The organism is Pelagibacterium limicola (genome assembly GCF_015694405.1).
Lineage (GTDB): Bacteria > Pseudomonadota > Alphaproteobacteria > Rhizobiales > Devosiaceae > Pelagibacterium > Pelagibacterium limicola.
On sequence record NZ_JADQDB010000001.1, the window covers coordinates 85,006 to 106,407 of the forward strand.

24 protein-coding genes are annotated in these 21,402 nt (G+C 60.9%); 9 read left to right on the plus strand and 15 right to left on the minus strand.

The features are described 5' to 3' along the window. Positions 1-16: 16 nt before the first annotated feature. On the plus strand, positions 17-889 hold the full coding sequence (aat, locus tag I2G20_RS00405; protein WP_196257708.1) for a leucyl/phenylalanyl-tRNA--protein transferase: 873 nt from the start codon (positions 17-19) through the stop codon (positions 887-889). Here aat and I2G20_RS00410 read toward each other — a convergent pair. The 5 genes from I2G20_RS00410 to I2G20_RS17170 all read right to left on the minus strand — a co-directional run bounded on the left by I2G20_RS00410 (position 886) and on the right by I2G20_RS17170 (position 5,970). Then, positions 886-2,451 carry a 2-isopropylmalate synthase gene (locus tag I2G20_RS00410; RefSeq protein WP_196257709.1) on the minus strand — a complete coding sequence of 522 codons (1,566 nt, stop codon included), beginning with the start codon at positions 2,449-2,451 and terminating at the stop codon, positions 886-888. The genes aat and I2G20_RS00410 overlap by 4 nt on opposite strands. Before the next feature lie 347 nt (positions 2,452-2,798). Next, a complete protein-coding gene (locus I2G20_RS00415) occupies positions 2,799-3,221 on the minus strand; it encodes a hypothetical protein (protein ID WP_196257710.1) in 423 nt (140 codons plus the stop codon). Positions 3,222-3,241: 20 nt separating this feature from the next. Further along, positions 3,242-4,135: a PhzF family phenazine biosynthesis protein gene (locus tag I2G20_RS00420; RefSeq protein WP_196257711.1), complete on the minus strand. Its 894-nt coding sequence runs from the start codon at positions 4,133-4,135 to the stop codon at positions 3,242-3,244. A gap of 146 nt (positions 4,136-4,281) precedes the next feature. Next, on the minus strand, positions 4,282-5,301 hold the full coding sequence (gene ilvC, locus I2G20_RS00425) for a ketol-acid reductoisomerase (protein ID WP_196257712.1): 1,020 nt from the start codon (positions 5,299-5,301) through the stop codon (positions 4,282-4,284). A gap of 39 nt (positions 5,302-5,340) precedes the next feature. Next, a complete protein-coding gene (locus I2G20_RS17170; protein ID WP_246472707.1) occupies positions 5,341-5,970 on the minus strand; it encodes a TetR/AcrR family transcriptional regulator in 630 nt (209 codons plus the stop codon). Between the two features lie 274 nt (positions 5,971-6,244). Here I2G20_RS17170 and I2G20_RS00435 point away from each other — a divergent pair, with 274 nt between their 5' ends. Beyond that, positions 6,245-6,652 carry a hypothetical protein gene (locus tag I2G20_RS00435; RefSeq protein WP_196258215.1) on the plus strand — a complete coding sequence of 136 codons (408 nt, stop codon included), beginning with the start codon at positions 6,245-6,247 and terminating at the stop codon, positions 6,650-6,652. Positions 6,653-6,658: 6 nt separating this feature from the next. On the opposite strand, the gene I2G20_RS00440 is transcribed toward I2G20_RS00435, so the two are convergent. Further along, positions 6,659-7,180 (minus strand): hypothetical protein, encoded by a 522-nt coding sequence (locus I2G20_RS00440; protein WP_196257713.1) that lies wholly within the window; start codon positions 7,178-7,180, stop codon positions 6,659-6,661. Positions 7,181-7,273: 93 nt separating this feature from the next. Continuing rightward, positions 7,274-7,882, minus strand: a complete 609-nt coding sequence (locus I2G20_RS00445) for an NADPH-dependent FMN reductase (RefSeq protein ID WP_196257714.1) — start codon at positions 7,880-7,882, stop codon at positions 7,274-7,276. Between the two features lie 306 nt (positions 7,883-8,188). Here I2G20_RS00445 and I2G20_RS00450 point away from each other — a divergent pair, with 306 nt between their 5' ends. Next, a complete protein-coding gene (locus I2G20_RS00450; protein ID WP_196257715.1) occupies positions 8,189-8,569 on the plus strand; it encodes a DUF1801 domain-containing protein in 381 nt (126 codons plus the stop codon). Between the two features lie 4 nt (positions 8,570-8,573). Here I2G20_RS00450 and I2G20_RS00455 read toward each other — a convergent pair whose 3' ends face one another. From I2G20_RS00455 to I2G20_RS00480, 6 genes are all read right to left on the minus strand, one after another. Continuing rightward, positions 8,574-9,317, minus strand: a complete 744-nt coding sequence (locus tag I2G20_RS00455) for a pyridoxine 5'-phosphate synthase (protein ID WP_196257716.1) — start codon at positions 9,315-9,317, stop codon at positions 8,574-8,576. 46 nt (positions 9,318-9,363) lie between these two features. After that, the gene (locus I2G20_RS00460; RefSeq protein ID WP_196257717.1) at positions 9,364-10,281 is read right to left on the minus strand and encodes a DMT family transporter; all 918 of its coding nucleotides are present in this window, start codon (positions 10,279-10,281) and stop codon (positions 9,364-9,366) included. Between the two features lie 3 nt (positions 10,282-10,284). Further along, positions 10,285-10,839 carry an acetolactate synthase small subunit gene (gene ilvN / locus I2G20_RS00465; RefSeq protein ID WP_196257718.1) on the minus strand — a complete coding sequence of 185 codons (555 nt, stop codon included), beginning with the start codon at positions 10,837-10,839 and terminating at the stop codon, positions 10,285-10,287. Positions 10,840-10,859: 20 nt separating this feature from the next. Next, positions 10,860-12,620: an acetolactate synthase 3 large subunit gene (locus I2G20_RS00470; RefSeq protein ID WP_196257719.1), complete on the minus strand. Its 1,761-nt coding sequence runs from the start codon at positions 12,618-12,620 to the stop codon at positions 10,860-10,862. A gap of 295 nt (positions 12,621-12,915) precedes the next feature. Next, the gene (locus I2G20_RS00475) at positions 12,916-13,185 is read right to left on the minus strand and encodes a YMGG-like glycine zipper-containing protein (RefSeq protein ID WP_196257720.1); all 270 of its coding nucleotides are present in this window, start codon (positions 13,183-13,185) and stop codon (positions 12,916-12,918) included. Positions 13,186-13,396: 211 nt separating this feature from the next. Then, complete coding sequence (locus I2G20_RS00480; protein WP_196257721.1) at positions 13,397-13,747, minus strand: GatB/YqeY domain-containing protein; 351 nt, start codon at positions 13,745-13,747, stop codon at positions 13,397-13,399. A gap of 73 nt (positions 13,748-13,820) precedes the next feature. On the opposite strand from I2G20_RS00480, the gene I2G20_RS00485 reads away from it, so the two are divergent. The 5 genes from I2G20_RS00485 (at position 13,821) to I2G20_RS00505 (ending at position 18,339) form a co-directional block, all read left to right on the plus strand. Then, positions 13,821-14,240: a helix-turn-helix domain-containing protein gene (locus tag I2G20_RS00485; RefSeq protein WP_196257722.1), complete on the plus strand. Its 420-nt coding sequence runs from the start codon at positions 13,821-13,823 to the stop codon at positions 14,238-14,240. Further along, a complete protein-coding gene (locus I2G20_RS00490) occupies positions 14,240-15,103 on the plus strand; it encodes an alpha/beta fold hydrolase (protein WP_196257723.1) in 864 nt (287 codons plus the stop codon). The genes I2G20_RS00485 and I2G20_RS00490 overlap by 1 nt, the downstream gene beginning before the upstream one ends. A gap of 83 nt (positions 15,104-15,186) precedes the next feature. Beyond that, a complete protein-coding gene (locus tag I2G20_RS00495) occupies positions 15,187-16,044 on the plus strand; it encodes an NmrA family NAD(P)-binding protein (protein ID WP_196257724.1) in 858 nt (285 codons plus the stop codon). Between the two features lie 159 nt (positions 16,045-16,203). Further along, positions 16,204-17,607 (plus strand): MATE family efflux transporter, encoded by a 1,404-nt coding sequence (locus I2G20_RS00500; RefSeq protein WP_196257725.1) that lies wholly within the window; start codon positions 16,204-16,206, stop codon positions 17,605-17,607. A 57-nt stretch (positions 17,608-17,664) separates the two neighbouring features. Beyond that, positions 17,665-18,339 carry a class I SAM-dependent methyltransferase gene (locus tag I2G20_RS00505; RefSeq protein WP_196257726.1) on the plus strand — a complete coding sequence of 225 codons (675 nt, stop codon included), beginning with the start codon at positions 17,665-17,667 and terminating at the stop codon, positions 18,337-18,339. Between the two features lie 16 nt (positions 18,340-18,355). Here I2G20_RS00505 and pncB read toward each other — a convergent pair whose 3' ends face one another. Both pncB and pncA read right to left on the minus strand, forming a co-directional pair. Continuing rightward, the gene (gene pncB, locus I2G20_RS00510; RefSeq protein ID WP_196257727.1) at positions 18,356-19,666 is read right to left on the minus strand and encodes a nicotinate phosphoribosyltransferase; all 1,311 of its coding nucleotides are present in this window, start codon (positions 19,664-19,666) and stop codon (positions 18,356-18,358) included. Then, positions 19,663-20,262 (minus strand): bifunctional nicotinamidase/pyrazinamidase, encoded by a 600-nt coding sequence (gene pncA, locus I2G20_RS00515; protein WP_196257728.1) that lies wholly within the window; start codon positions 20,260-20,262, stop codon positions 19,663-19,665. Before pncA ends, pncB begins: the two co-directional genes overlap by 4 nt. Before the next feature lie 191 nt (positions 20,263-20,453). Here pncA and I2G20_RS00520 point away from each other — a divergent pair, with 191 nt between their 5' ends. Beyond that, positions 20,454-21,395, plus strand: a complete 942-nt coding sequence (locus tag I2G20_RS00520) for a calcium/sodium antiporter (RefSeq protein ID WP_196257729.1) — start codon at positions 20,454-20,456, stop codon at positions 21,393-21,395. Positions 21,396-21,402 lie beyond the last annotated feature (7 nt).

The window sequence follows — 21,402 nt, forward strand, 5'->3', positions numbered from 1 at the left end:
CCGACGGACCAGCTTTATGCCCCAAAATGCCGGAAAACTCCCCTTGAGCCGCCTTGCTCTGGCTACGGCCTATTGGCTGAAGCCGCCAAGGGTAAAATGGCTTCCGTTTCTTGCTGCCCGTATCGTCCGGGAAATGCTCAGCCCACCGCCGGCCATTCCGGATGTCGGTCGGATCGATGATCGCCCGCCCGGCTTTGGTGGATTGGCGACCGATCTGACAACGCCGACGGTCCTCGCGGCTTTCCGCAGAGGCTTTTACCCCATGGCGCATTGGGGAAGGATGAAGTGGTGGTCGCCGCCGCAGCGCGCCACCATGCCGCTCGAAAATGTCCACATCGCCAAACGTTTCCGCCGTACCATGCGCCAAACGGATCTCCGCGTCGCCTTCGACTCCGATTTCAACGGTGTCATCTCCGGCTGCGCGGCCCCTCGCGATCGCGCCAGGACGCACCTTACCTGGATCACGCCGCAGGCCAAGGCGCTCTATATGCGTCTGTTCGATGAAGGGCATGCCCATTCCGTCGAGATCTACGATACCGAGGACCAACTCGTCGGAGGCCTCTTCGGTCTCGCGGCCGGACATGTCTTTTCGGCACTCTCGATGTTCCACACGGCCGACAACGCTTCGAAATTCGCCATCGTCAGTCTCTATCACCATCTCGAGGAAGCGGGATTCACCGCCGTTGACCATCAGATCATGTCAGGATGGGTCGAGGACCTTGGCGGTATCGATATGCCGCGCCACGACTATATCGCCTTCCTCGAGCGGCCCGTCACCCCCGCATGGGGCGCCGGCCGCTGGAACGCGCAATTCACGCTCCAGCAGACGGCGGATTGGAAACCCCGCGGCGAGGCACCAGGCAAAAAGTCCGAAGCGTCGGCGGCTTAACCCGCCAAAGCGCCCTGCGCCGAAGCGCCCTTTTCCACCAACAGACGGTTATACGCGTTGAGATAGGCGCGGGCGGAGGCGACCAATGTGTCGGGCTCTGCCGCATTGCCCGAAGCGATGCGCCCGTTCATCTCGAGCCGGACATGGGCATTGGCCTGGGCGTCGGTACCGCCGGTGACCCCATCCACCGCATAGAGCACCAGATGCGGATCGGCCCCCACCGCCTTCTTGATCGCATTGAAGATTGCGTCCACAGACCCCGTACCGTCGTAGGTAACCTCAGTGGCTTCCCCGTCGATGGAAACGGTCAATTCGCACCTGTGAACGCCGCCGGTCTTCGACGTTACGCTCATGTCCACCAGCTTGATGCGATCGGCGGCCGAGCCCATCTCATCGTCCACCAGCGCCACGATGTCATCGTCATAGACGTGCTTCTTGCGGTCCGCGAGGTCCTTGAAACGCTGGAAGGCCTCCTGGAACTGGTTGTCGGCCAGTTCATATCCCAGGTCGCGCAGCTTTTCCTTGAACGCGTGGCGGCCCGAATGCTTGCCCATCACCAGCGAGGTGGATTTGATGCCCACGCTTTCAGGCGTCATGATCTCATAGGTCAGCGCGTTCTTGAGCATCCCATCCTGATGGATACCGCTCTCATGGGCAAACGCGTTCTTGCCGACGATCGCCTTGTTGTACTGGACAGGAAAATTCGCCGCCGCCGAGACGACCTTGGAGGCGCGCGAGAGGTGCGTGCTCTCGATATTGGTGTGGAAGGGAAGGGCATCCGCCCTCGTCCTGAACGCCATCACGACCTCTTCGAGCGCCGCATTGCCCGCGCGCTCGCCCAGCCCATTGATCGTGCATTCGACCTGCCGCGCCCCCGCCCGCACGCCGGCAATCGAGTTGGCCACCGCCATCCCGAGGTCATTGTGGCAATGGGTCGAAAAGATTGCCTTGTCGGAATTGGGCACCATCTCGATCAGTGTCCGGATGAGCTGGTAGTAGTCTTCCGGCGTCGAATACCCGACCGTATCGGGCACATTGATCGTCGTCGCGCCCGCCTTGATGGCCGCTTCCGTGCAGCGCGCCAGAAACTCGACCGGTGTACGCGTTGCGTCCATGCCCGACCACTCAACATCGTCGATGAGGTTGCGCGCCTGCGTTACGGTCTTGGTGACGATTTCAAGCACCTCGTCCTCGGTTTTCTTCATCTGATGCGCCAGATGGATCGGCGAGGTGGATACGAAAGTGTGGATGCGTCCGCGCTTGGCGAACCGCACCGCCTCCCCTGCCCGGTCGATATCGGCGGGGATTGCGCGGGCCAATCCGGCAATCACGGCGTTTTTCGCACGCTTGGCAATGGTCGCCACCGCCTCGAAGTCACCGTTTGAAGCAATGGGGAATCCCGCCTCGATGATGTCGACACCCATCGTGTCGAGGATCTCGGCCACCTGGAGCTTTTCCTCGAGCGTCATCGTCGCCCCGGGGCTTTGCTCTCCGTCACGCAATGTCGTGTCGAAGATGTAAACGCGGTCGGTGTTGCTCGCTGAACTGGCTTCGGTACTCATTTCTCTTAGGTCCTTACTCTCGGCCACCTGCGGAAATCATATGCAGGCTGTGGCCGGACATCTCGTTAAGTGTTCGGCTTCTGGCGCTATCCCCTGATGACCCGTCCACGCTTCGCGGACCGCCGGCAATCAGGGGCTGATAAGGAGGAGAAGAAGGGCGCTGCCAAGCAGCAGCCCCGAACCCAATAGGAGATTGATCCGCAAGGCTTGCTCCTTGCGGGCGATAGCGACGGCAGCAGATGTATCTTTGCGGCGCATCGGTTCTACCGGTTCCTCAAAATCTCCGTTGCCGCGCACAATGATGCAATCTTGTCCGGCGTGCAAGCCTTGTATGCGATCAATTCGGCCTAGTTGAAGGCGAAAACAGCCGCAAAGATCACGCCGAGCCCACTCAGCCCGCTGACCATCGAAGCGAGCTTTGCCCGTTTTGCGGCCTCCGTGTCTCCCGCTCTGGCCTTGCGCGCCGACGCCGATCCGATCCCCACGGCAGCGGTCAGCACGATGACCAGCGCCATCTTGATCCAGAACCACGCGTCAAAGGTACCCATCCCGCCATATTTGAGCGCCACCATCAGCACCCCCGTAACCCAGAGCAGTCCGAGTCCGATATGGCCGCTCCTTGCCAGCATCGCGGTGAACCGATCAAACCCGGAATCGGCAGCGGGGTTCGTTACGAGGCGTGTGGCGTTGGACAACGCCATCCCCGACCCCATGCCGATCACCAGCCCAAAAAAATGCAGGAAAAGCAGTATTTTGGCCAGGATATCCATCGTCCCCCACCCTTGTTTGACTATTCGTCCAGATCCAGCACGCCTTCCGCCAGGACCACTGCCGCACCGCCGATCCCGGCATGACGCAACTGACCCTGTTCCTTGTTGAACTGCAGCTCGATGAGGCTGGGCCGTCCCATCTCGCGGCCCTGGCGCAACATGATCTCGTGATGTCCATCCCCGTAGCGCGGCTGCGCCGCCAGAAGGCCGATCAAGGCCGCGGCGGCCGATCCCGTCGCTGCATCCTCGCCCGCGCCGTGCGCAACCTGAAACATGCGCGCAGCATAATCGTTTCCGCGCTCATCGGGTGTTTCAGTGAAAACATAAACGGAATTTCTGTCACCCCGAAATGTATCGTTCCAGCCCCTCCGCTCGAGCGTGATCGCCGCCAACGCGCGCGCATCGCGCACCGGCACGAGATAGAACGGTAGCCCGGCTGAGTACATCGCCGGTCGCACATCGCCAAAGCCGATATCTGCCACTGCAAGCCCCAGCCTTTCGCCAATCTGGTCGTCCGGCGGCGCCTCCCCTACCCGCTCGGGTAGCCTGGGCAGAGCGAACTTGGCCTCGCCAGTGCGCTTGTCGATGCGCTCCATGACAGCAGTCACCAACCCCACGCCCAGCTCCAGCCGCACCGCCGATGCCCGGCTCTGTAGCCCTAGCAGGACTGCCGCGCCCACCGTGGGGTGCCCGGCAAACGGCAGTTCCTGGGTTGGCGTAAAAATGCGCAAGGCGTTGGTATGCCGCTCGTTCTGGGGCGCCAAAACGAAAACGGTTTCGGAAAGGTTGAACTCCGCCGCGATTGCCTGCATCCGCGCGCCCGAAAGCCCATCGGCCTTCAGAACCACCGCCAACGGATTGCCGGCGAGCCTGTCACGGGTGAACACGTCGAGAATGAAATAGGAAAGTCTCATACGCCCCTCACGCCGGCGAATCCCGAGTTCGGAGCGCATCATGCGCGATAATGCGCGCCGCGAAAATATGCATTCGCACCGCTAAAAAGAAAACCGCCCGCTCCCCATGGCAGCGCGCGGCGATCTCGATAGCAAGGCAAGCGTAGCTAGTTGCGGTTTTTGTCCACCAGCGCCCCGGCCTTGATCCACGGCATCATTTCGCGCAGCTTCGTCCCGACCTCTTCGATCTGGTGTGCGTCGTTGTTGCGGCGGATGGCCTTGAAGCGCGCGGCGCCGGCGCGGTATTCCTGCATCCACTCGGAGGTGAACTTGCCCGACTGGATATCGCCCAGCACCTTCTTCATCTCCGCCTTGGTTTCCGGCGTGATGATGCGCGGGCCGGTAACATATTCACCCCATTCGGCAGTGTTGGAGATCGAGTAGTTCATATTGGCGATGCCGCCCTGATAGATCAGGTCGACGATCAGCTTCACTTCGTGCAGGCACTCGAAATAGGCCATTTCCGGCGCATAACCGGCCTCGACCAGCGTTTCGAACCCGGCACGGATCAATTCGACCAGACCACCGCACAGCACGGCCTGCTCGCCGAACAGATCGGTCTCGCACTCTTCCTTGAAGGTCGTCTCGATGATGCCCGAGCGCCCGCCGCCGACACCCGAGGCATAGGCCAGCCCGAGATCGTGTGCATTGCCGGTTGCGTCGTGATGGATGGCGATCAGGCACGGCACCCCGCCGCCCTTCTCATACTCACCGCGCACCGTATGGCCCGGCCCCTTCGGCGCAATCATCAGCACGTCGACCGTGGACTTCGGTTCGATCAGCCCGAAATGAACGTTAAGTCCGTGCGCGAACGCCAATGCTGCACCGTCACGGATATTGGGCGCGATCTCGTCGCGATAGATATCGGCCTGAAGTTCGTCCGGCGTCGCCATCATCATCATGTCGGCCCAGCCAGCCGCTTCGGCAACGCTCATGACCTTGAGCCCATCGGCTTCGACCTTCTTTGCAGTCGTCGAACCCGGACGCAGCCCGATGGCGACATTGGTCACCCCGGAATCGCGAAGGTTCAGCGCATGCGCCCGGCCCTGGCTGCCATAGCCGATAATGGCGACCTTCTTGGACTTGAGAATGTTGAGATCAGCATCCCGATCGTAATAAACGCGCATTGGAATCTCCCATTATCGCATTGTCTGGATTGGTTTTCGTCACGCCCCGTAGAGCGCGAAAAACTGTTCACGCGCCCGGCGCGCGTCTTCGAGAATTGTCTTTTCGTCGAGCTTCATTGCATCCCCGAGCAAAAGCCGGATCTGTACGTCGCGCACCACCAGCCCGAAAAAGGTGCGGAACGCCGCCTCGCAATCCTCGAACACCAATAGCCCTGCGTCGCGCCCCGCCTCGAGCACCGGTTTCAGTCGCCGCCCCATCGCATAGCGTCCGTTTTCGAGCACGATCATGCCGAGGTTGCGCTTTTCCTGCCCCGCATGGGACACCGCCAACCGGTTCAGCGCCACCGATATATCGCCCGACAAGACGCTCAAGAGGTCGCGGGCAAACTTCTCGAGCGCAATCCCGAGCGCCCGCGCATCGAGCCGCTCCCGGTCCACCGGCACCATCCGCACCTTGGCTGCCTGCCACTGCACCGTCGCAGTCAGCAGCCCGTCGCGGTCGCCAAACCATTTGTAGAGCGTTTCCTTGGAGCAGCTCGCTCGCCGCGCCACCCCGGTCATCGTCAGCCCGTCCCCACCCTCGACGAGCAGCCCGAGCGCCGCGTTCAGAACGGCCTTCTGCCTTTCGGTCAGCGTATCGTCGCCAATGGTTAGGCCTGGAGGTGTCAAAAGTTGCCCTCTGGTGTGGGGTTCGACAATGTTGAGGAGGCCGCGCCGCGCCAAGGGACCTCGAGAACCACAAACAAAAGCGCGCTCCCACCGCGCGCTTTCCCCGTCGTAAACCCTGGAACAAACGCGCGGCAACGTTCGCCTTCCATTTGCCGTACCGTACGTTACGGTTCGGCATTTGGCAAGCGCTACCCTCCATGCCGTCGGCCTCCCCGCCCTGTTTTGGTCGAATCGGGATAACAATGTCACATCGTGCCAATTGGGAATCGAAGTGATGCGCTGTCTGCCCTTGTTCGTCTTGACGCTGTCCACCCTCGCTATCCCCGCGCTCGGGCAGGATAGCGAAGCCCCCACCTCCGCACCGATGATCGGCGTCTCTCTCACCGACCGCATCTGGGTACGGTCTGACGACACCTCCGGAATGCCCGGCTCCATGCAGATTTTCCTCTCGGATGGCACGCTACTCTCGGATTCCTGCTGGGAAACCTACCGCCTCTCATCCTGGGTCATGACCTCGGACACCACCCTCGTCTGGAACGAGGACGGTATGGATATTCCTGCCGAGATCGTCGAACTGTCCGAAGCCGAACTTGTCCTCTCGCTCGATCTGGTCAATGAAACCATCACCCAGCGCTTCGAGCCTGCCCCCGTCCCCTATGTCTGCCCGGATATGCCGCGCTGACGCGGATCAGGTCGAAAAATCGCAGTAATACTGACTGAGCCCGCCTTCCGAAACGAAGGCGGTTGAAACCTCTGTGTAGTTTTCCGGATCGGTGTCGAGCTTCGCCGCCGAGGCCTGGGCGAGCGGCGCAAACGTTGCCGCCACCTCCGTATCGGTGGGATCGAACCTGACGCTCAACACCGCGATGCCGTTGTCGTTGCCGGCAAACAGCGCAAAATGATCCACGCTGTGTCCCATCCACTCACCCTCTACGGGAACACGGATTTCCCGGAACTCCTCGTCCTGACGCACCTGAATATCGCCGAAATAATGCTCTCCCAAATCTGGCAGAACCAGCGCTTCGCCATTGACTGCGCTCGTCCACAGAGCCTCGAGCGCCCCCGAAAGCTGGCATTCTTCGGTGAACCCGGCCATCATGGCGTCGAGCGGATATCGCGACGGCGCTTCGTCGACCAGCCCCACGAGGCCCATGACCCCGATAACCCCACCCATCACCGCATCTCCAGCGGCGTCGATCCATTCGAACATCGGCCCGTAACTCAATGAATAAAATAAGGGGCTGCCACGACGGCAACCCCTTGTGCGTATAACATATTGGCCAAGTGGTGGCGAGCGGGACCTTTACTCGGCGGCTTCCTTCTGGACGTCCGCTTCCCGCGCCTCCTTGGTGGCATTGGTCCACCAAACGAGGTTGTCGAGCATGTCCTTGGCGCTCGGGCCGATGGCTCCCTCGATTGCAGACATCGGCTGATTACCGGCACCCGACCAGACGGTGTAGAATTCAGAGCCGCCGATATGCACGCCATGGCGGACGGGTACCATCTGCAATTCGACATTAATCAGGCGCAGCTGCTCGATGGCGCGCGCAGCGCCAACCGAACCGTAGCCGACATAGGCTGCCGGTTTGCGGCCCCACTCGACATAGGCCTGATCGAGAGCATTCTTGAGAGCTGCGGTGATCGAACGATTGTATTCGGCGACGAGGAAAATATAGCCGTCGAACTCGGCGACCTTCTTCTGCCAGGCGATAGCCTTGGGGTCCTGCGTAGGCGCCCAGGCGTTGGAAGCAACTTCGTTGAAGAAAGGCAGGTCAAAATCGCGCAGATCGACGAGTTCCACATCGATTTCGGAGCGCTGCCTGGCCAAATCGAGCAGCCATGCGGCCGGCTTGTCGGCAAACCGCGTTTCACGCGTCGAAGAGATGATGATGGCGATTTTTGGTTTGGACATCTGATACTTCCTATAAATCGGTTACAAATAGTGACCAAGGATACTTAAGTCTGCTCAATCACTAAAAACAAGTAGGCACCTTTATGTAACCGTAGGAACTCGGGTGGCGATAAATCACGAAGGCTCTATACCGCAGGTTTATCCGTTGTATTTCCTGCATTTTCGGCGCTCGCATGTCCAACCTTGCTTGCGCGGAAGGATCGTTCGCGTTTATGAAACACTCATGTTTTCGCTCGCTCAACCTACCCGACCAACGCATCGACCGGGTTAGCGTTCCTTGGACTGGCCCACGCGAAGGAGGTTTCAATGAGCAATCCGAATCCCGCCGACACCGAAATCGACGCCAGGATCGCCGCCCTCCCCGATTGGCGCGGCGAGACTCTCGCGCACATCCGCGCACTCATTCACGAAGCAGTCCCCGAAGTCGTCGAAACGGTAAAATGGGGCGGAACGCCGGTTTGGGAATACGCCGGCATTATCTGCACCGGCGAGGTCTACAAGGCAGCCGTTAAAACCACCTTCGCCCGCGGCGCCTCGCTCCCCGATCCCGCGGGCGTCTTCAACTCAAGCCTTACGGGCGGGACCCGCCGCGCCATCGATTTCCGGCAGGGCGAAACGTTCGACGAGGAAGCCTTCAAGGCGCTCATTCAAGCCGCCGCGGCGTTCAACGCGTCGAACAAGAAATAGGCGGTCATCCGCCCAATACGTCGATATACCGCCGGACGGCCTCGCCGAACCCAAAGATCAGAGCATCCGCCGTGATCCCGTGCCCGATGGAAACCTCATCGACACCGGGAATCGCCTCCTTAAACGCGGGCAGGTTGGCCAGCGTCAGGTCGTGGCCTGCATTCAGACCCATCCCCGCAACCCGCGCTGCCCTCGCCGTCTCGGCGAGTACCGCAAGTTCGGCTTCGGCTCGCACCGGATCATCGAAGCACGCTCCGTACGGGCCCGTATATAATTCCACCCGGTCCGCACCGGTCGCCTTGGCGGCTGCGATGCCTGCATGTCCTGCGTCCGGGTCGCAAAATAGCGAAACGCGCCGCGAGGAAGTCCTGAGTCGCTGGACGACGGATGTCAGGAAATTCCCCTTGCCCAAGAAATCCCATCCATGGTCCGAAGTCGCCTGCGCCGGATCGTCGGGCACCAGCGTCACCTGATTGGGATCGACCTCCTCGATCAGCGCGAGGAAATCCTCACTCGGATAGCCCTCGATATTGAACTCGGCCTGGGGATATTCGGCGTCCAGCAGCGCCTTGAGGTCGTAAACGTCCTCGCGCCGAATATGCCGCTCGTCGGGCCGCGGATGCACCGTCACCCCCGCTGCTCCCTCATCGAGCACGATCCGCGCCATGCCCGTGACGCTCGGCCAGGGCAGATTCCGGCGGTTACGCAATTGCGCGACGGCGTTGAGATTGACGGATAGCTTGGTCATGGAAAGCACGATGGATTGGAGACTCGGAAACGTTCTCTACATCGTTTCAGGCCCTGCCTGAACCCTGCTTTATATCTATCGGTGTCCGGGCTGCCACTGCGGGCCGGCTCGACCGCATGACGAGGATTACCCCGCACACGAGAATCAGCCCGATCCCCGCGAAGGCAAGCGGGTTCGGAAAATCGCCGAACATCACGAACCCCAGCAACAGCGCCCATAACAAAGTGCTGTAAAGGAATGGCGCGACCACCCCCACCGGCGCGACACGAAAGGTCAGAAAAATGAAAAGCTGCCCGAACATCAGGAAAAATCCCGACGCAAGCAGATAGACCAGGGTATGGAACGAGGGGGAAACCCAGCTATCGAACAGCAGCGTCGCGATCCCTGACGCCGCCATGACCATGATGACCGCGCCATACGCGACCACCGGCCCAGGTATGTCCGCCGGCAGCATTCGCGCCACGATATCGCGTCCTGCAATGGCAACCGCAGCAACAAGCCCAAGAACCATAAATGGAGATACGCTCCCCGCCTGAGGTTGCGCGACCATGAGCGCCCCGGCAAAACCGCCAAGGATCAATACGATCTGTGCGCGCCCAAGCCGCTCCCTGAAAATCACCGCCGCCCCGATCAGCAGCAGCATGGGCGAAAGCTGCCCGATAGCCGAAATATCGGCAATCGGCATCCGCGCCAGCGCATTGAGGAAGCAGAATACCGCGATAATTTCGAACACGTTGCGCAACAGCGCCCAGCGGTCGAAGATCATCCTCATGCGATGCGCCGACCGCGTGAGGAGCACCATTGGCAAACACCAGATGGCCGCCGCAACGCCGCGCAAGAACAGAGCCTGGAAGACCGGCAACTCCTCTGTCGCCAGTTTGAAAAACGAGTCGTTGATAACGAATGCGCCCGAGGCTGCCACCATGAGGATGATGCCCCGGGCATTCGCTGAAAGTCTGGTCAACCTCTACATGCCCTCGGCGCCGCGCGTGATCGCCGCCAGCCCGGTCCGCACCACCTCGACCAGCCCGATGGGCGCCATAAGCGCTATGAACTGCTCGACCTTGGAGGATTTGCCCGTCACCTCAAACACGAAACTCTCGGTCGATGCATCGATCACCTGCGCGCGGAACGCATCGGCCAGCCGCAAGGCTTCGACGCGATTCTCGCCGACCCCGGCAACCTTGACCAGGGCCAATTCGCGCTCGATGGCATTCCCCTCCGCGGTCAGATCATGCACCTTGTGCACCGGCACCAGCCGTTCAAGCTGGAGCTTGATCTGCTCGAGGATCTTGGGGGTCGCCACCGTTACCACGGTAATCCGCGAGCGGTGCTTGTCGTGCTCGGTCTCGCTCACCGTGAGAGAGTCGATATTGAACCCCCGCGCCGAAAACAGCCCCACGACCCGCGCGAGTACCCCCGGCTCGTTGTCCACCAGCACCGTCAGCGTATGACGCTCGGGGGTCTGGGTCTGCTGGGTCAGAAAATATGCCGATCCAGTCGGCAACAGATTTGCATTCATGTTCATGTCCCTCAGGGGTCCTAGACGAGGACCTTCCCCTTCTCATCGATGATCGATCCAATATCCGCCGTATCGGGCAGGATCATCTCGTTATGCGGCTTGCCCGACGGGATCATCGGCAGGCAGTTTTCTTCCTTGGACACAAGGCAATCGAAAATCACCGGCTTGTTGACGTTGATCATCTCGTCGATCGCATTGTCGAGTTCCGACGGGTCGCTACAGCGGATACCATGGCCACCATAGGCTTCGGCAAGTTTCACGAAATCGGGTAGCGCGTCCGAATAGGAGTGCGAATACCGCCCGCCATGGAGCAGTTCCTGCCACTGGCGCACCATGCCCATATATTCGTTGTTCAGAATGAACACCTTGATCGGCAGGTTGTACTGCAACGCCGTCGACATTTCCTGCATTGTCATCTGTACCGAGGCTTCGCCCGCAATGTCGATCACCAGCGCATCCCGATGCGCCACCTGCACGCCGATGGCGGCCGGCAGCCCGTAGCCCATCGTGCCCAGCCCGCCCGAGGTCATCCAACGGTTGGGCTGGTCGAAATGAAAGTGCTGCGCAGCCCACATCTGGTGCTGGCCCACCTCGGTTGTGATGTAGACGTCCCGGCCTCTCGTCGCCTCGTACAGCCGCTGGATCGCGTGCTGGGGCTTAATGATCGTATCCGAATTGGTGAAGCCCAGCGAATTGACGCTCCGCCATTTCTCGATCTGCTTCCACCAAGGTGCAATGGCTTCGATGCGCGGCTGGTTGGTCTTGGCCCGCCAGATCCGGATCATCTCTTCCATGACGAGATTGACATCCCCGACGATCGGCACGTCGACGAGAATGTTCTTGTTGATCGAGGAGGGATCGATATCGACGTGAATCTTCCGGCTTCCCGGTGAGAACGCATCGATCCGGCCGGTGATCCGGTCGTCGAACCGTGCGCCCAGACAGATCATCAGGTCGCAATCGTGCATCGCCATATTGGCTTCATAGGTGCCGTGCATCCCCAGCATCCCGAGCCACTGGTTGCCCGAGGCCGGATAGGCACCCAGCCCCATCAGGGTGGATGTCACCGGGAATCCCGTCAGCTCCGCCAGTTCGCGCAGGTTCCGGCTCGCCTCCGGCCCCGAATTGACGATTCCGCCGCCTGTGTAGAACACCGGGCGCTCCGCCTTCAGCATCAATTCGACAGCCAAACGGATCGCCTCGATATCCCCTTCTCGCTGCGGCTTGTAGGTGGGGTGGCTCATCTGAGCCTGTGGCTTGAAATAGCGCCCCATCGCAAACTGCACGTCCTTGGGGATGTCGATGACCACCGGCCCCGGCCGCCCCGACGTCGCGATATGGAACGCTTCATGCAGGATGCGCGGCAGGTCCTCGATCGATTTGACGAGATAGTTGTGCTTTGTGCAGTTGCGCGTAATCCCGACCGTGTCGCACTCCTGGAAGGCATCGGACCCGATAAGCGGCGTTGGCACCTGCCCCGTGATGCAGACCAGCGGGATGGAATCGAGCAGGGCGTCGGTCAACCCGGTCACCGCGTTTGTGGCCCCCGGTCCTGAAGTCACGAGAACGACCCCGCACTTGCCTGTCGAGCGGGCATAGCCTTCGGCCATGTGCGTTGCGCCCTGCTCGTGCCGCACGAGAATATGCTCGAGCTTGTCCTGCTGGAAAATCGCATCGTAGATCGGCAGCACCGCGCCGCCCGGATAGCCGAAGATATGTTCGACTCCCTGATCTATGAGCGCCTGAACCACCATTTCGGCGCCGGTCATCTGTTCGGCCATTTGAGCCTCTCCCTACTTCTAACTGCCGCCGGAGCGGACTTCAGGTAATAAAAAAGGCCCCGTTTGGGACCTGTTTCCGCGCACCGCAATTTGCCACGAGGGTCATTCCCTCATGTTGCGATGCGCCTGCCTACTACAAGAATACGTGCCGTCACGACGGAGCTTCTCCAGATATTCCACCGGCATTGGTAGTGGGACCAATTCGGATGGTCAAGCCCCAAATTCTCTCGCCACTACGAAGAAAGGCCCGCTACTGGACGCAGCGAGCCTTCGTAAACTTGCCTGTTTCAGGCGATTAGCCCTGCGGGCAGCGGTCGATATAGAGACGACCATCGGCTGCGCGGTAGTAGCAGCGCTCGGGCTGACCGGCCACCTGGCCGACAAGCGCACCGGCAACGCCGCCAACGGCCGCGCCAATGGCGGCACCCTGCACCGTCCCGGTGGTCACACCACCAACGATTGCACCAGCACCGGCGCCGATCGCAGCCGTCTGCTGAGTCCGGGTACAGGCGGATACGGCGAGAAGCGTGGTGAGCGCAACGCCAATGACCAACAACTTTTTCATCTTGAGAAGCCTCCGTGCGACTTGAAAAACTTTGAGTTCCCTCACGCTTCAAATGCTCGTCGCCGCTTTTCGTTCCGCGTGAAGGAACCGATGGGCTATCAGGACGAATCTGAATCCAACCTGAACGAACCCTAACATAGGTTAACTTCTGCTATTTTTGTGATTTTCTCAAGGGGCTTGCGGCATATCGTTTTTTGAGAGCCGGCTCAATTCATTTGAGGTAACGCCGCACGATCAGCGCTTCCGCCCGCATCGCTTCCGCCTGGTCCTCGAGGCCCAGCCGGTCGAACTCTAGAGCTGCCTGCTCGCGCTCTCCGATTTCACCGACGAGCAGATCGCGAATATCCGCTTCGCCGAGCCCGAGGCGTAATATCTCGGCCGATCCGCTATGGAAATCGTGCTGCACCACCGGCCCCGCCGACATTGGAGGTGCCTCCGCATGATCGATTGCAGCAACCAGCGCACGAAGAAGCCTCACTTCGCCCGCACGTCGTTCTTTCATCGCGGCCCGCAGGTCCGTGCGTAGCTGCACTTTCATGGCGTTCGCTGAACTCTGAGTCATGCTGATATTCCTTATTGCGTTCTATATTTCGCTATTATAGTTATTTTTAGGGAGCAATAGGGAATATATGGTCATGTCCGACAATCTCTTCACCGTGGAGCAGGCGGCCCAGCGGCTGAACCTCCATCCGAAAACGGTCCTCCGCTACATCCGCGAAGGCCGGCTCACCGCGACTCGTTTAGGCAAGTCCTACCGTATTCTCCGCAACGAGCTCGACGCCTTCGCCGGAATCGCAGCAGGGGCGTCCGCGAAAGCATCCGCTGCCCGCGCCACTGCCATCCTCGAGATTCCCACCATCGACGTTGGCCGCTCGGAACGCATCGCCACCTTCCTTCAGGCTACCGCTCTCTCCGGCGATGCCACGACCCCGCCTCTGCACGTCCAGACCGCTTTCGATCCCGCTACGGAATCCATGAAAATCATCCTCATCGGCACACCCGCCGACGTCGGCAAGCTCCTGGAGATGCTCGATGTGCACACTAGGAGCCGATGATGAGCGAGCTGGTTTTCAAAAACGCCGAATCCGCCACCGCGGTAAAGCAGGCCTATCGGAAGGTTCTCGACCTGTGGCCAGTCCCGCGAAGCGAACGCGAAATCCAGACGCGTCACGGCAAGGCATTCGTAATTTCCTGCGGCCCCGAATCCGCGCCTCCTGTCGTGCTGTTTCACGGCTCACAAGCCAATTCAGCCGCGTGGCTCCCCGATATTGCCGCATGGGCTGCGAGATTCCGCCTCCATGCCATAGACATGATCGGAGAACCCGGCCTCAGCGAGCACGTCCGGCCTGAACTGGAAGGAGACACTCATGCTCAATGGCTCGATGACGTCTTCGGCGCGCTCGAGCTATCCCACGCCGGGCTGGTGGGCACTTCGCTCGGCGGCTGGCTCGCACTCGATTATGCCAAACGGCGCCCCGGCTTTGCCGAAGCGCTCGTGCTCATCTGTCCCGCCGGGATCGGCAGGCAGAAAAATTTTCTCCTCAAGGCTCTACCCCTTCTTCTGTTCGGGTCATGGGGCGCGCGCAAGGTCCGCGAGATGGTCTTCGGCCCTGCCCCCAAGTCGCTACCACCCCAACAACAGACGATCGCAGGCCTGATGGATATGATCGGCAAAGCGGTCAAGCCGCGTGTTGTCGCCATTCCGCGCTTGAGCGATACCGAGTTGCGCACCCTGACCATACCGACCCTCGCGATCATCGGCGCGCGCGACGCCCTTATCGATTCATTTGATACACGGGAACGGCTACGGGCCTGCGCCCCGCAAGCGGAAATCTGCTTTCTTGAGGACGGCTACCATTTCCTGCCGGGCCATACCGGGCGCATTCTGGAGTTCCTCGAACGAAATCTGTCGAAATAGGGAAAAGCGCTCGCGCGAGAGAACTTTCAAGGTCCCGCTGAATTTATCAGGGGTTCGATTGGAAACCGTCAGGGTGAAAGCCAATGTACGTGATCATGGGAGCAACGGGAAACGTCGGTGGCGCGGTCGCCGACACATTGCTGGCCCAGGGCGCGCCGGTGACTGTCCTTACCCGTAGGCCCGAGGAAGCAGGAATCTGGAGCGATAAGGGCGCGCAAATTTTGCGGGCCGATGCAGAGGATGTTTCGTCTTTACGGGCTGCTTTCCAGTCGGGCGAGCGCGCTTTCCTTCTCAATCCGCCGGCCGACCCCACGGGCGACACCGATAAAACGGAAAGACGCACGATCGCGAACATCCTGGCTGCAATCGGGGGATCGGGACTCGAAAAGGTCGTTGCCGCCTCGACTTACGGCGCGCAGCCGGGCGAGAGGATCGGAGATCTTTCCACCTTGTGGGAGCTGGAAGAAGGTTTGCGTCGCCAGCCTATACCCGCCGCAATCAACCGCGGCGCGTACTATATGACCAACTGGACAGGGTTCGTTGAAACCGTCCGGGAGACCGGCAAGCTCCCAAGCATGTTTCCGGCAAACGCGCAGATGCCGATGGTGGCGCCGCGCGATCTCGGAGAAGCTGCGGCGGCCCGGCTTGTGAGCCCACTCGATGATGTCGGTATCGTCTATGTGGAGGGGCCAGCGCGGTATACACCTCAGGATGTGGCAGATGCCTTCGCGGCCGCGTTGGATCGAGAGGTCGCGCTGGACGTGGCCGAACGCGACCAATGGCAGGAAATCTTCAAAAGCATCGGCTTTTCCGAAGAAGCCGCGCGCGCTTATACCAAGATGACCGTCGCCACTCTGGACGGCGACTTCGACAAGCCGGATACACCTTGGCGCGGTAAGATCACGCTTCGGGATTTTGTTTTTTCTGTCCTGGCGAAATGAACCGAACGCCCTGCTTCCTGGCTTGCACTCACACCGATAACTGAGACGGCGCTATAAGCCGAAACCGTCATCATCCGGCCTGACAAACCTTTTCTGATCCTGTATCCAGATCGGCTCCCCTCGATTCGGGGATCGTATCGGCTTGGGAAGGCCACACCAATGAACGCGAATACCGATCCCCGCCTGGCGCAAAGCTGGAGCGAGGAACTGCGCGCTACTTTTCTGCTCGCCTGGCCGCTGGTTGTGGCGCAGGTAGCGCAGAATGCGCTCTATACGACCGACGTGATCATGATGGGCTGGCTCGGGTTCGAATATCTCGCCGCCGGCACCCTCGCCACGGCCTTTTTTACGCCCTTCCTCCTTCTCGGTGGCGGCATCGTCGGCGCGGTGGCCCCGCTCGTCGCGCAGGCGCTGGGCGCACGCCAGATCAAGCAGGTCCGCCGTACCGTGCGCCAGGGCTTCTGGGCCTGCATTCTGCTCGCAACGCTCCTGTTCCCACTCATCTGGAATATCCGTCCGCTGCTATTGCTCGCCGGGCAGGACCCGGAATTGGCCCTACTCGCCGAAGGCTACATGCAGATCGCCGTACTGACCCTCTATCCCGGGCTCGGGCTTTTCGCGATACGCTCGTTTCTCTCGGCGCTGGGCACGACCCAGGTGATCCTCTACGTGACGGTCGCCGGCGTGATCGTCAATGCTGCCGGCAATTACCTCCTGATGTTCGGCCATTTCGGCCTTCCCCGGCTTGAGCTGCGCGGCGCGGCGATCACCACTGTCGTAACCAACTTCGTGATGTTCGGTCTTCTGCTGGCCTATGCCCTGCGACATCGCAGATACAGGCGCTTCAACATTCTCGCCCGATTCTGGCGGCCCGATTGGCAGCGCTTGAAGCAGATCTTCCGCATCGGCACCCCCATCGGCCTGATGCTGCTGGCAGAAGTTGGCATGTTCGCAGTCGCCGCAATTTTCATCGGCTGGCTTGGGACGGCCCAACTGGCTGCCCATGCCGTCGCCCTGCAATGCGCGTCGTTCGCCTTCATGGTCCCTCTGGGTCTCTCGATGGCCTCCACCGTCCGCGTCGGCCTCGCCTTCGGAGCCCAAAGTCCCGCAGCCGTCGGCCGTGCGGGGTGGACAGCCATGGCGCTGGGCGTTGGCTTCATGGCGATCACGGCAACGCTGTTCCTCACAATGCCGGATGTCTTCGTGCGCCTGTTCCTTGATCCCGCCGATCCAGGCAACGCTGCCGCCCTCGCTCTGGCTGCGACCTACCTGCTGCTCGCTGGACTGTTCCAACTCGTCGATGGCGCGCAGGTCGTTGCCGCGCACGTCCTGCGCGGGCTTAACGACACCAAGATCCCCATGGTCGTGGCCCTGTTCGGCTACTGGGGGGTTGGAATGCCCACAGCGCTATTCCTCGGCGCCGAGGAACGGCTGGCCGGTGTCGGCGTCTGGATCGGCTTGGCCGTCGGCCTTGCCTTTGTGGCGGTCGTCCTCACCGCCCGCTTCGCCATGCGGGAACGGCTGGGGCTGCTCGACCCGAGACGCATGATAACCGGTAGCTGACACGGCCCGGCAAGCGGCGCTTGACAATGCACCTCTATATGTAACATTAGAAGTTACATGAAAGATCCAGCCCGTTCCTTCTCCGATACCCACGCCAAGAGCTATGTTGAAGGCCCGCCGCGCCTCGTGCCGGGCTTTGACGCGCTCCATCGCATGATGTCCATGCTCCTCGCCGAACGCACCCCTCCGGATGCCCGCATCCTAGTGCTGGGCGCTGGTGGTGGGCTGGAGCTCAGAACTTTGGCCGCCGACCACCCCGGCTGGAGGTTTGACGGCGTCGATCCTTCAACTGACATGCTTGCAGAGGTACACCAGACCGCCGCGCCCTACATGGACCGCATCGCCTTGACCCAGGGCACAATCGAGGCCGCTCCCGAAGCCGCTTTCGATGCCGCCACCTGCCTTCTGACTTTTCACTTCATCGCGCGCGAGAACCGCCTGCCGACCCTGCGTGAGATCCGCCGCCGTCTCAAGCCCGGCGCGCCCTTCGTCCTCGCCCACATCAGCTTTCCTCAGACCGAGCCCGAGCGCTCGCTGTGGATCGACCGTCACATCGCCTGGGGCGGCACGTTTCCCGGCAACATCGAATCCGCCCGCGAAGCGATCTCCACAAGGCTGACCATTCTCTCTCCGGAGGAGGAAGAGGCAATGCTCACCCAAGCGGGCTTTGCGAGTGTCAGCCTGTTCTACGCCGGGCTGAGCTTCAAGGGTTGGGTCGGGTATGCTGGCTGAATGCCGAAGCCGTTCTTCAAACAGCGACCGGCATCTCCGCCATGCCCTCGGTTCCGAACACCCTGACATACCGTGCGATTTCACCGGGGTCGCCGAGCGCCTTGGCGGGGTTGTCCGAGAGCTTAACCGCTTGCCGGCCATTTGCGCTCGAAACCTTTATGACGGTCGAGATCGGCTTGAGTTGCGGGGTAAAGTTCGGCGCCACATTGGCAAAGTCGTTGGTGAGGTTGGTTCCCCACCCGAACGTCATCCGAATTCGCCCTTCGAAGTGATGATACGCCGCCTCGATCGTCTCGGTGTCCAGCGCATCCGAAAAGATCAATAGCTTGTCCTGTGGATCCCGCCCGCGCTCCAGCCACCAGCGGATTATGCGTTCCCCACCCTCGATAGCCGGCGCACTGTCGGGGCGGAAGCCGGTCCAGTCGGCCACCCAATCCGGCGCGTCGCGCAAAAAGGCCTCCGTCCCGAACGCATCGGGCAGAACGATCAGTAGGTTGCCTTGGTAATAGGTTTGCCAGTCCTCCAGCACTTTGAACGGTGCGCGTCGCAGCGCAGCGTCGTCCGCAGCCAGCGCCGCCAGCACCATGGGCAATTCGTGTGCATTGGTGCCTAACGCCTCGAGATCCGTATCCATCGCGAGCAACACGTTGGAGGTGCCCGTCAGCGCCTCGCCCAGCCCTTCCTTGAGAGCCTCCACACACCAGCGCTGCCACAGGAAGCTGTGTCGCCGCCGCGTACCGAAATCGGAAATCTTGAGGTCCGGCAGTTTTTTCAGCCGCTCCACCTTGTCCCAGGTCTTGGCCTTCGCCCGCGCATAGAGCACGTCGAGCTCGAACCGCCCCATTCCGCGCATCGCCTCGCGGGAGCGCAGTTCGTTGAGGATGGCGAGCGCGGGAATCTCCCACATGCTCGTCTCGACCCACTTCCCATGGAAATGCAGTTCAAACTGGCCATCCCGCACCGAAAGCTCATATTCGGGCAATTGGAAGGTTTCGAGCCAGGCAAGAAACTGCGGCGAAAAAATCTGGCGCGTACCGTAAAAGCTGTTGCCCGCGAGCCAGATCATTTCCTTTTTCGTGAACCGCAGCGTCCGCGCATGGTCGAGCTGTTCGCGCAACGCGCCTTCGTTGACCTCGTCGGCCAGCCGTACCGATTTGGTGCGATTGGTCAGCGAAAAGGTTGCATCGACATCGCGATAGAGACCCCAGATCATCTGGAGCATCAGGAGCTTGTAGAAATCGGTATCGAGCAGCGACCTGACGATCGGGTCGAGCTTGAAGGTGTGGTTGAAAACCCGCCTTGCGATATCGGTCCGCGACGCACTCAACGCAGGATCACTCCCGCTTCGCGCATCCGGCCCAGCATCTCGGCCATCGAGCCCATGAGATCGATCCCCCGGGTGGCTGGCAACACCACCTCCACCGAAAACCCCTGCGCAACCGCGTCGAGCGCCGAATAGGCCACGCAGAAATCCGTTGCCAGCCCCGCCATCCGCAGCTTGGAAAGTCCCCGCTCGCGCAAATATCCCGCCAGCCCCGTAGGCGTCGTGTGGTCGTTCTCGAAGAACGCCGAGTAGCTGTCGATGGCCTGCCGGAACCCCTTGCGGATAATGAGCTCCGCAGGTGTCACGTTGAGCTCGGCGTGGAATTCCGCACCTCGGGTACCCTGTACGCAGTGGTCGGGCCAGAGCTTCTGGATGCCGTATTCGACCTCGATTTCCTCGAATGGCGCCCTGCCCTCATGCTGCGACGCAAAGCTTGAATGATCCCGTGGATGCCAGTCCTGCGTCAGAATCACATGCGAATGCGTGGATATGAGTTCATTGACGAGCGGCACGATCTCGTCGCCCTCGTCCACGGCCAGCGCACCACCCGGGCAGAAATCGTTTTGAACGTCGATGACGATCAGCGCATGTTCGCTCATCTTCGCCTCCCGCAGCACTCTCGGCGCCACAAAAAATCCAAATGTCTCGGACGCACTTGTGCAATCTTGCGCGCGCGCGTCAACTCCCCTCCCTCCCGGAAGGCCGGATCCGTGCTATCAGTAGCGCGCCGGAACGCATGCGCCGTTCGGAAATTATATCCGGCACCGGAAAACTGAGGGCATGGGAGCGAATGGTTTATCTCACATTGATCGCCGGCTTCGTCCTGCTCATCGCCGGCGGGGAAAGTTTCGTGCGCGGGTCGGTGGCCGTTGCCTACCGGTTCGGCATGTCCACTCTGCTTGTCGGCCTTACCCTCGTCGCCTTCGGAACTTCGCTTCCCGAACTCGTGACGTCGGTCCAGGCCGCCCTCGCCGGCGCGCCAGGCATCGCTGTGGGCAATGTCGTCGGCTCGAACATCGCCAATATTCTGCTCATCCTCGGCGTTACAGCCGCAATCTATCCAGTTCTCGTCAGCAAAAGGACTTTGCGGCGCGATGGTGGCGTCCTCGTCATCGCCTCGCTCGCCTGTCTGGCAACCGTTCTGATCGGCATCATCGAGCGCATAACGGGCGTGATTTTCGTCGCAATGCTCATCGCTTATATTGTCCGTAGCTATATGGTCGAGCGCGGAACCCCGGTTGCCGCGCGTACCGAGGCGCCCCCGGAATCGGCCCGCCGCGCCAATCTCGCCTTCTCGCTACTTCTGACCGTAGCCGGTATCGGCCTCACCCTCGCCGGTGCGCGCCTGCTCGTGTCGAGCGCGGTCGAACTGGCGACCCAACTCGGCGTGTCGGAGACCGTGATCGGTCTCACCGTCGTCGCCTTGGGCACTTCACTCCCGGAACTCGTGACCTCCGGTATCGCGGCGTTGCGCCGCCAGACGGACCTTGCGCTGGGCAATATCATCGGCTCCAACATCTTCAACGTCCTATGCATCATGGGCATCACCGCCCTTGTCCAGCCGATCCCCGTTCCACCTGAAATCATTCGATTTGACATCTGGGCCATGCTCGCCGCTACCGCCCTCCTGCTCGTCCTAGCCTACACCGGACGCGGCGTATCCCGGCGCGAAGGCTGGGTCTTCCTGGCCTGCTACGCTGCCTATATCGGCTGGCTGGCCCTGAATATCTAGCGCATCA

What these genes read in the sequence shown, in the direction of transcription:
- aat (WP_196257708.1), top strand. Translation starts at nt 17, where the DNA reads ATGCCCCAAAATGCCGGAAAACTCCCCTTGAGCCGCCTTGCTCTGGCT.
- I2G20_RS00410 (WP_196257709.1), bottom strand. Translation starts at nt 2,451, where the DNA reads ATGAGTACCGAAGCCAGTTCAGCGAGCAACACCGACCGCGTTTACATC.
- I2G20_RS00415 (WP_196257710.1), bottom strand. Translation starts at nt 3,221, where the DNA reads ATGGATATCCTGGCCAAAATACTGCTTTTCCTGCATTTTTTTGGGCTG.
- I2G20_RS00420 (WP_196257711.1), bottom strand. Translation starts at nt 4,135, where the DNA reads ATGAGACTTTCCTATTTCATTCTCGACGTGTTCACCCGTGACAGGCTC.
- ilvC (WP_196257712.1), bottom strand. Translation starts at nt 5,301, where the DNA reads ATGCGCGTTTATTACGATCGGGATGCTGATCTCAACATTCTCAAGTCC.
- I2G20_RS00435 (WP_196258215.1), top strand. Translation starts at nt 6,245, where the DNA reads ATGCGCTGTCTGCCCTTGTTCGTCTTGACGCTGTCCACCCTCGCTATC.
- I2G20_RS00440 (WP_196257713.1), bottom strand. Translation starts at nt 7,180, where the DNA reads ATGTTCGAATGGATCGACGCCGCTGGAGATGCGGTGATGGGTGGGGTT.
- I2G20_RS00445 (WP_196257714.1), bottom strand. Translation starts at nt 7,882, where the DNA reads ATGTCCAAACCAAAAATCGCCATCATCATCTCTTCGACGCGTGAAACG.
- I2G20_RS00450 (WP_196257715.1), top strand. Translation starts at nt 8,189, where the DNA reads ATGAGCAATCCGAATCCCGCCGACACCGAAATCGACGCCAGGATCGCC.
- I2G20_RS00455 (WP_196257716.1), bottom strand. Translation starts at nt 9,317, where the DNA reads ATGACCAAGCTATCCGTCAATCTCAACGCCGTCGCGCAATTGCGTAAC.
- ilvN (WP_196257718.1), bottom strand. Translation starts at nt 10,839, where the DNA reads ATGAATGCAAATCTGTTGCCGACTGGATCGGCATATTTTCTGACCCAG.
- I2G20_RS00470 (WP_196257719.1), bottom strand. Translation starts at nt 12,620, where the DNA reads ATGGCCGAACAGATGACCGGCGCCGAAATGGTGGTTCAGGCGCTCATA.
- I2G20_RS00475 (WP_196257720.1), bottom strand. Translation starts at nt 13,185, where the DNA reads ATGAAAAAGTTGTTGGTCATTGGCGTTGCGCTCACCACGCTTCTCGCC.
- I2G20_RS00480 (WP_196257721.1), bottom strand. Translation starts at nt 13,747, where the DNA reads ATGACTCAGAGTTCAGCGAACGCCATGAAAGTGCAGCTACGCACGGAC.
- I2G20_RS00485 (WP_196257722.1), top strand. Translation starts at nt 13,821, where the DNA reads ATGTCCGACAATCTCTTCACCGTGGAGCAGGCGGCCCAGCGGCTGAAC.
- I2G20_RS00490 (WP_196257723.1), top strand. Translation starts at nt 14,240, where the DNA reads ATGAGCGAGCTGGTTTTCAAAAACGCCGAATCCGCCACCGCGGTAAAG.
- I2G20_RS00495 (WP_196257724.1), top strand. Translation starts at nt 15,187, where the DNA reads ATGTACGTGATCATGGGAGCAACGGGAAACGTCGGTGGCGCGGTCGCC.
- I2G20_RS00500 (WP_196257725.1), top strand. Translation starts at nt 16,204, where the DNA reads ATGAACGCGAATACCGATCCCCGCCTGGCGCAAAGCTGGAGCGAGGAA.
- I2G20_RS00505 (WP_196257726.1), top strand. Translation starts at nt 17,665, where the DNA reads ATGAAAGATCCAGCCCGTTCCTTCTCCGATACCCACGCCAAGAGCTAT.
- pncA (WP_196257728.1), bottom strand. Translation starts at nt 20,262, where the DNA reads ATGAGCGAACATGCGCTGATCGTCATCGACGTTCAAAACGATTTCTGC.
- I2G20_RS00520 (WP_196257729.1), top strand. Translation starts at nt 20,454, where the DNA reads ATGGTTTATCTCACATTGATCGCCGGCTTCGTCCTGCTCATCGCCGGC.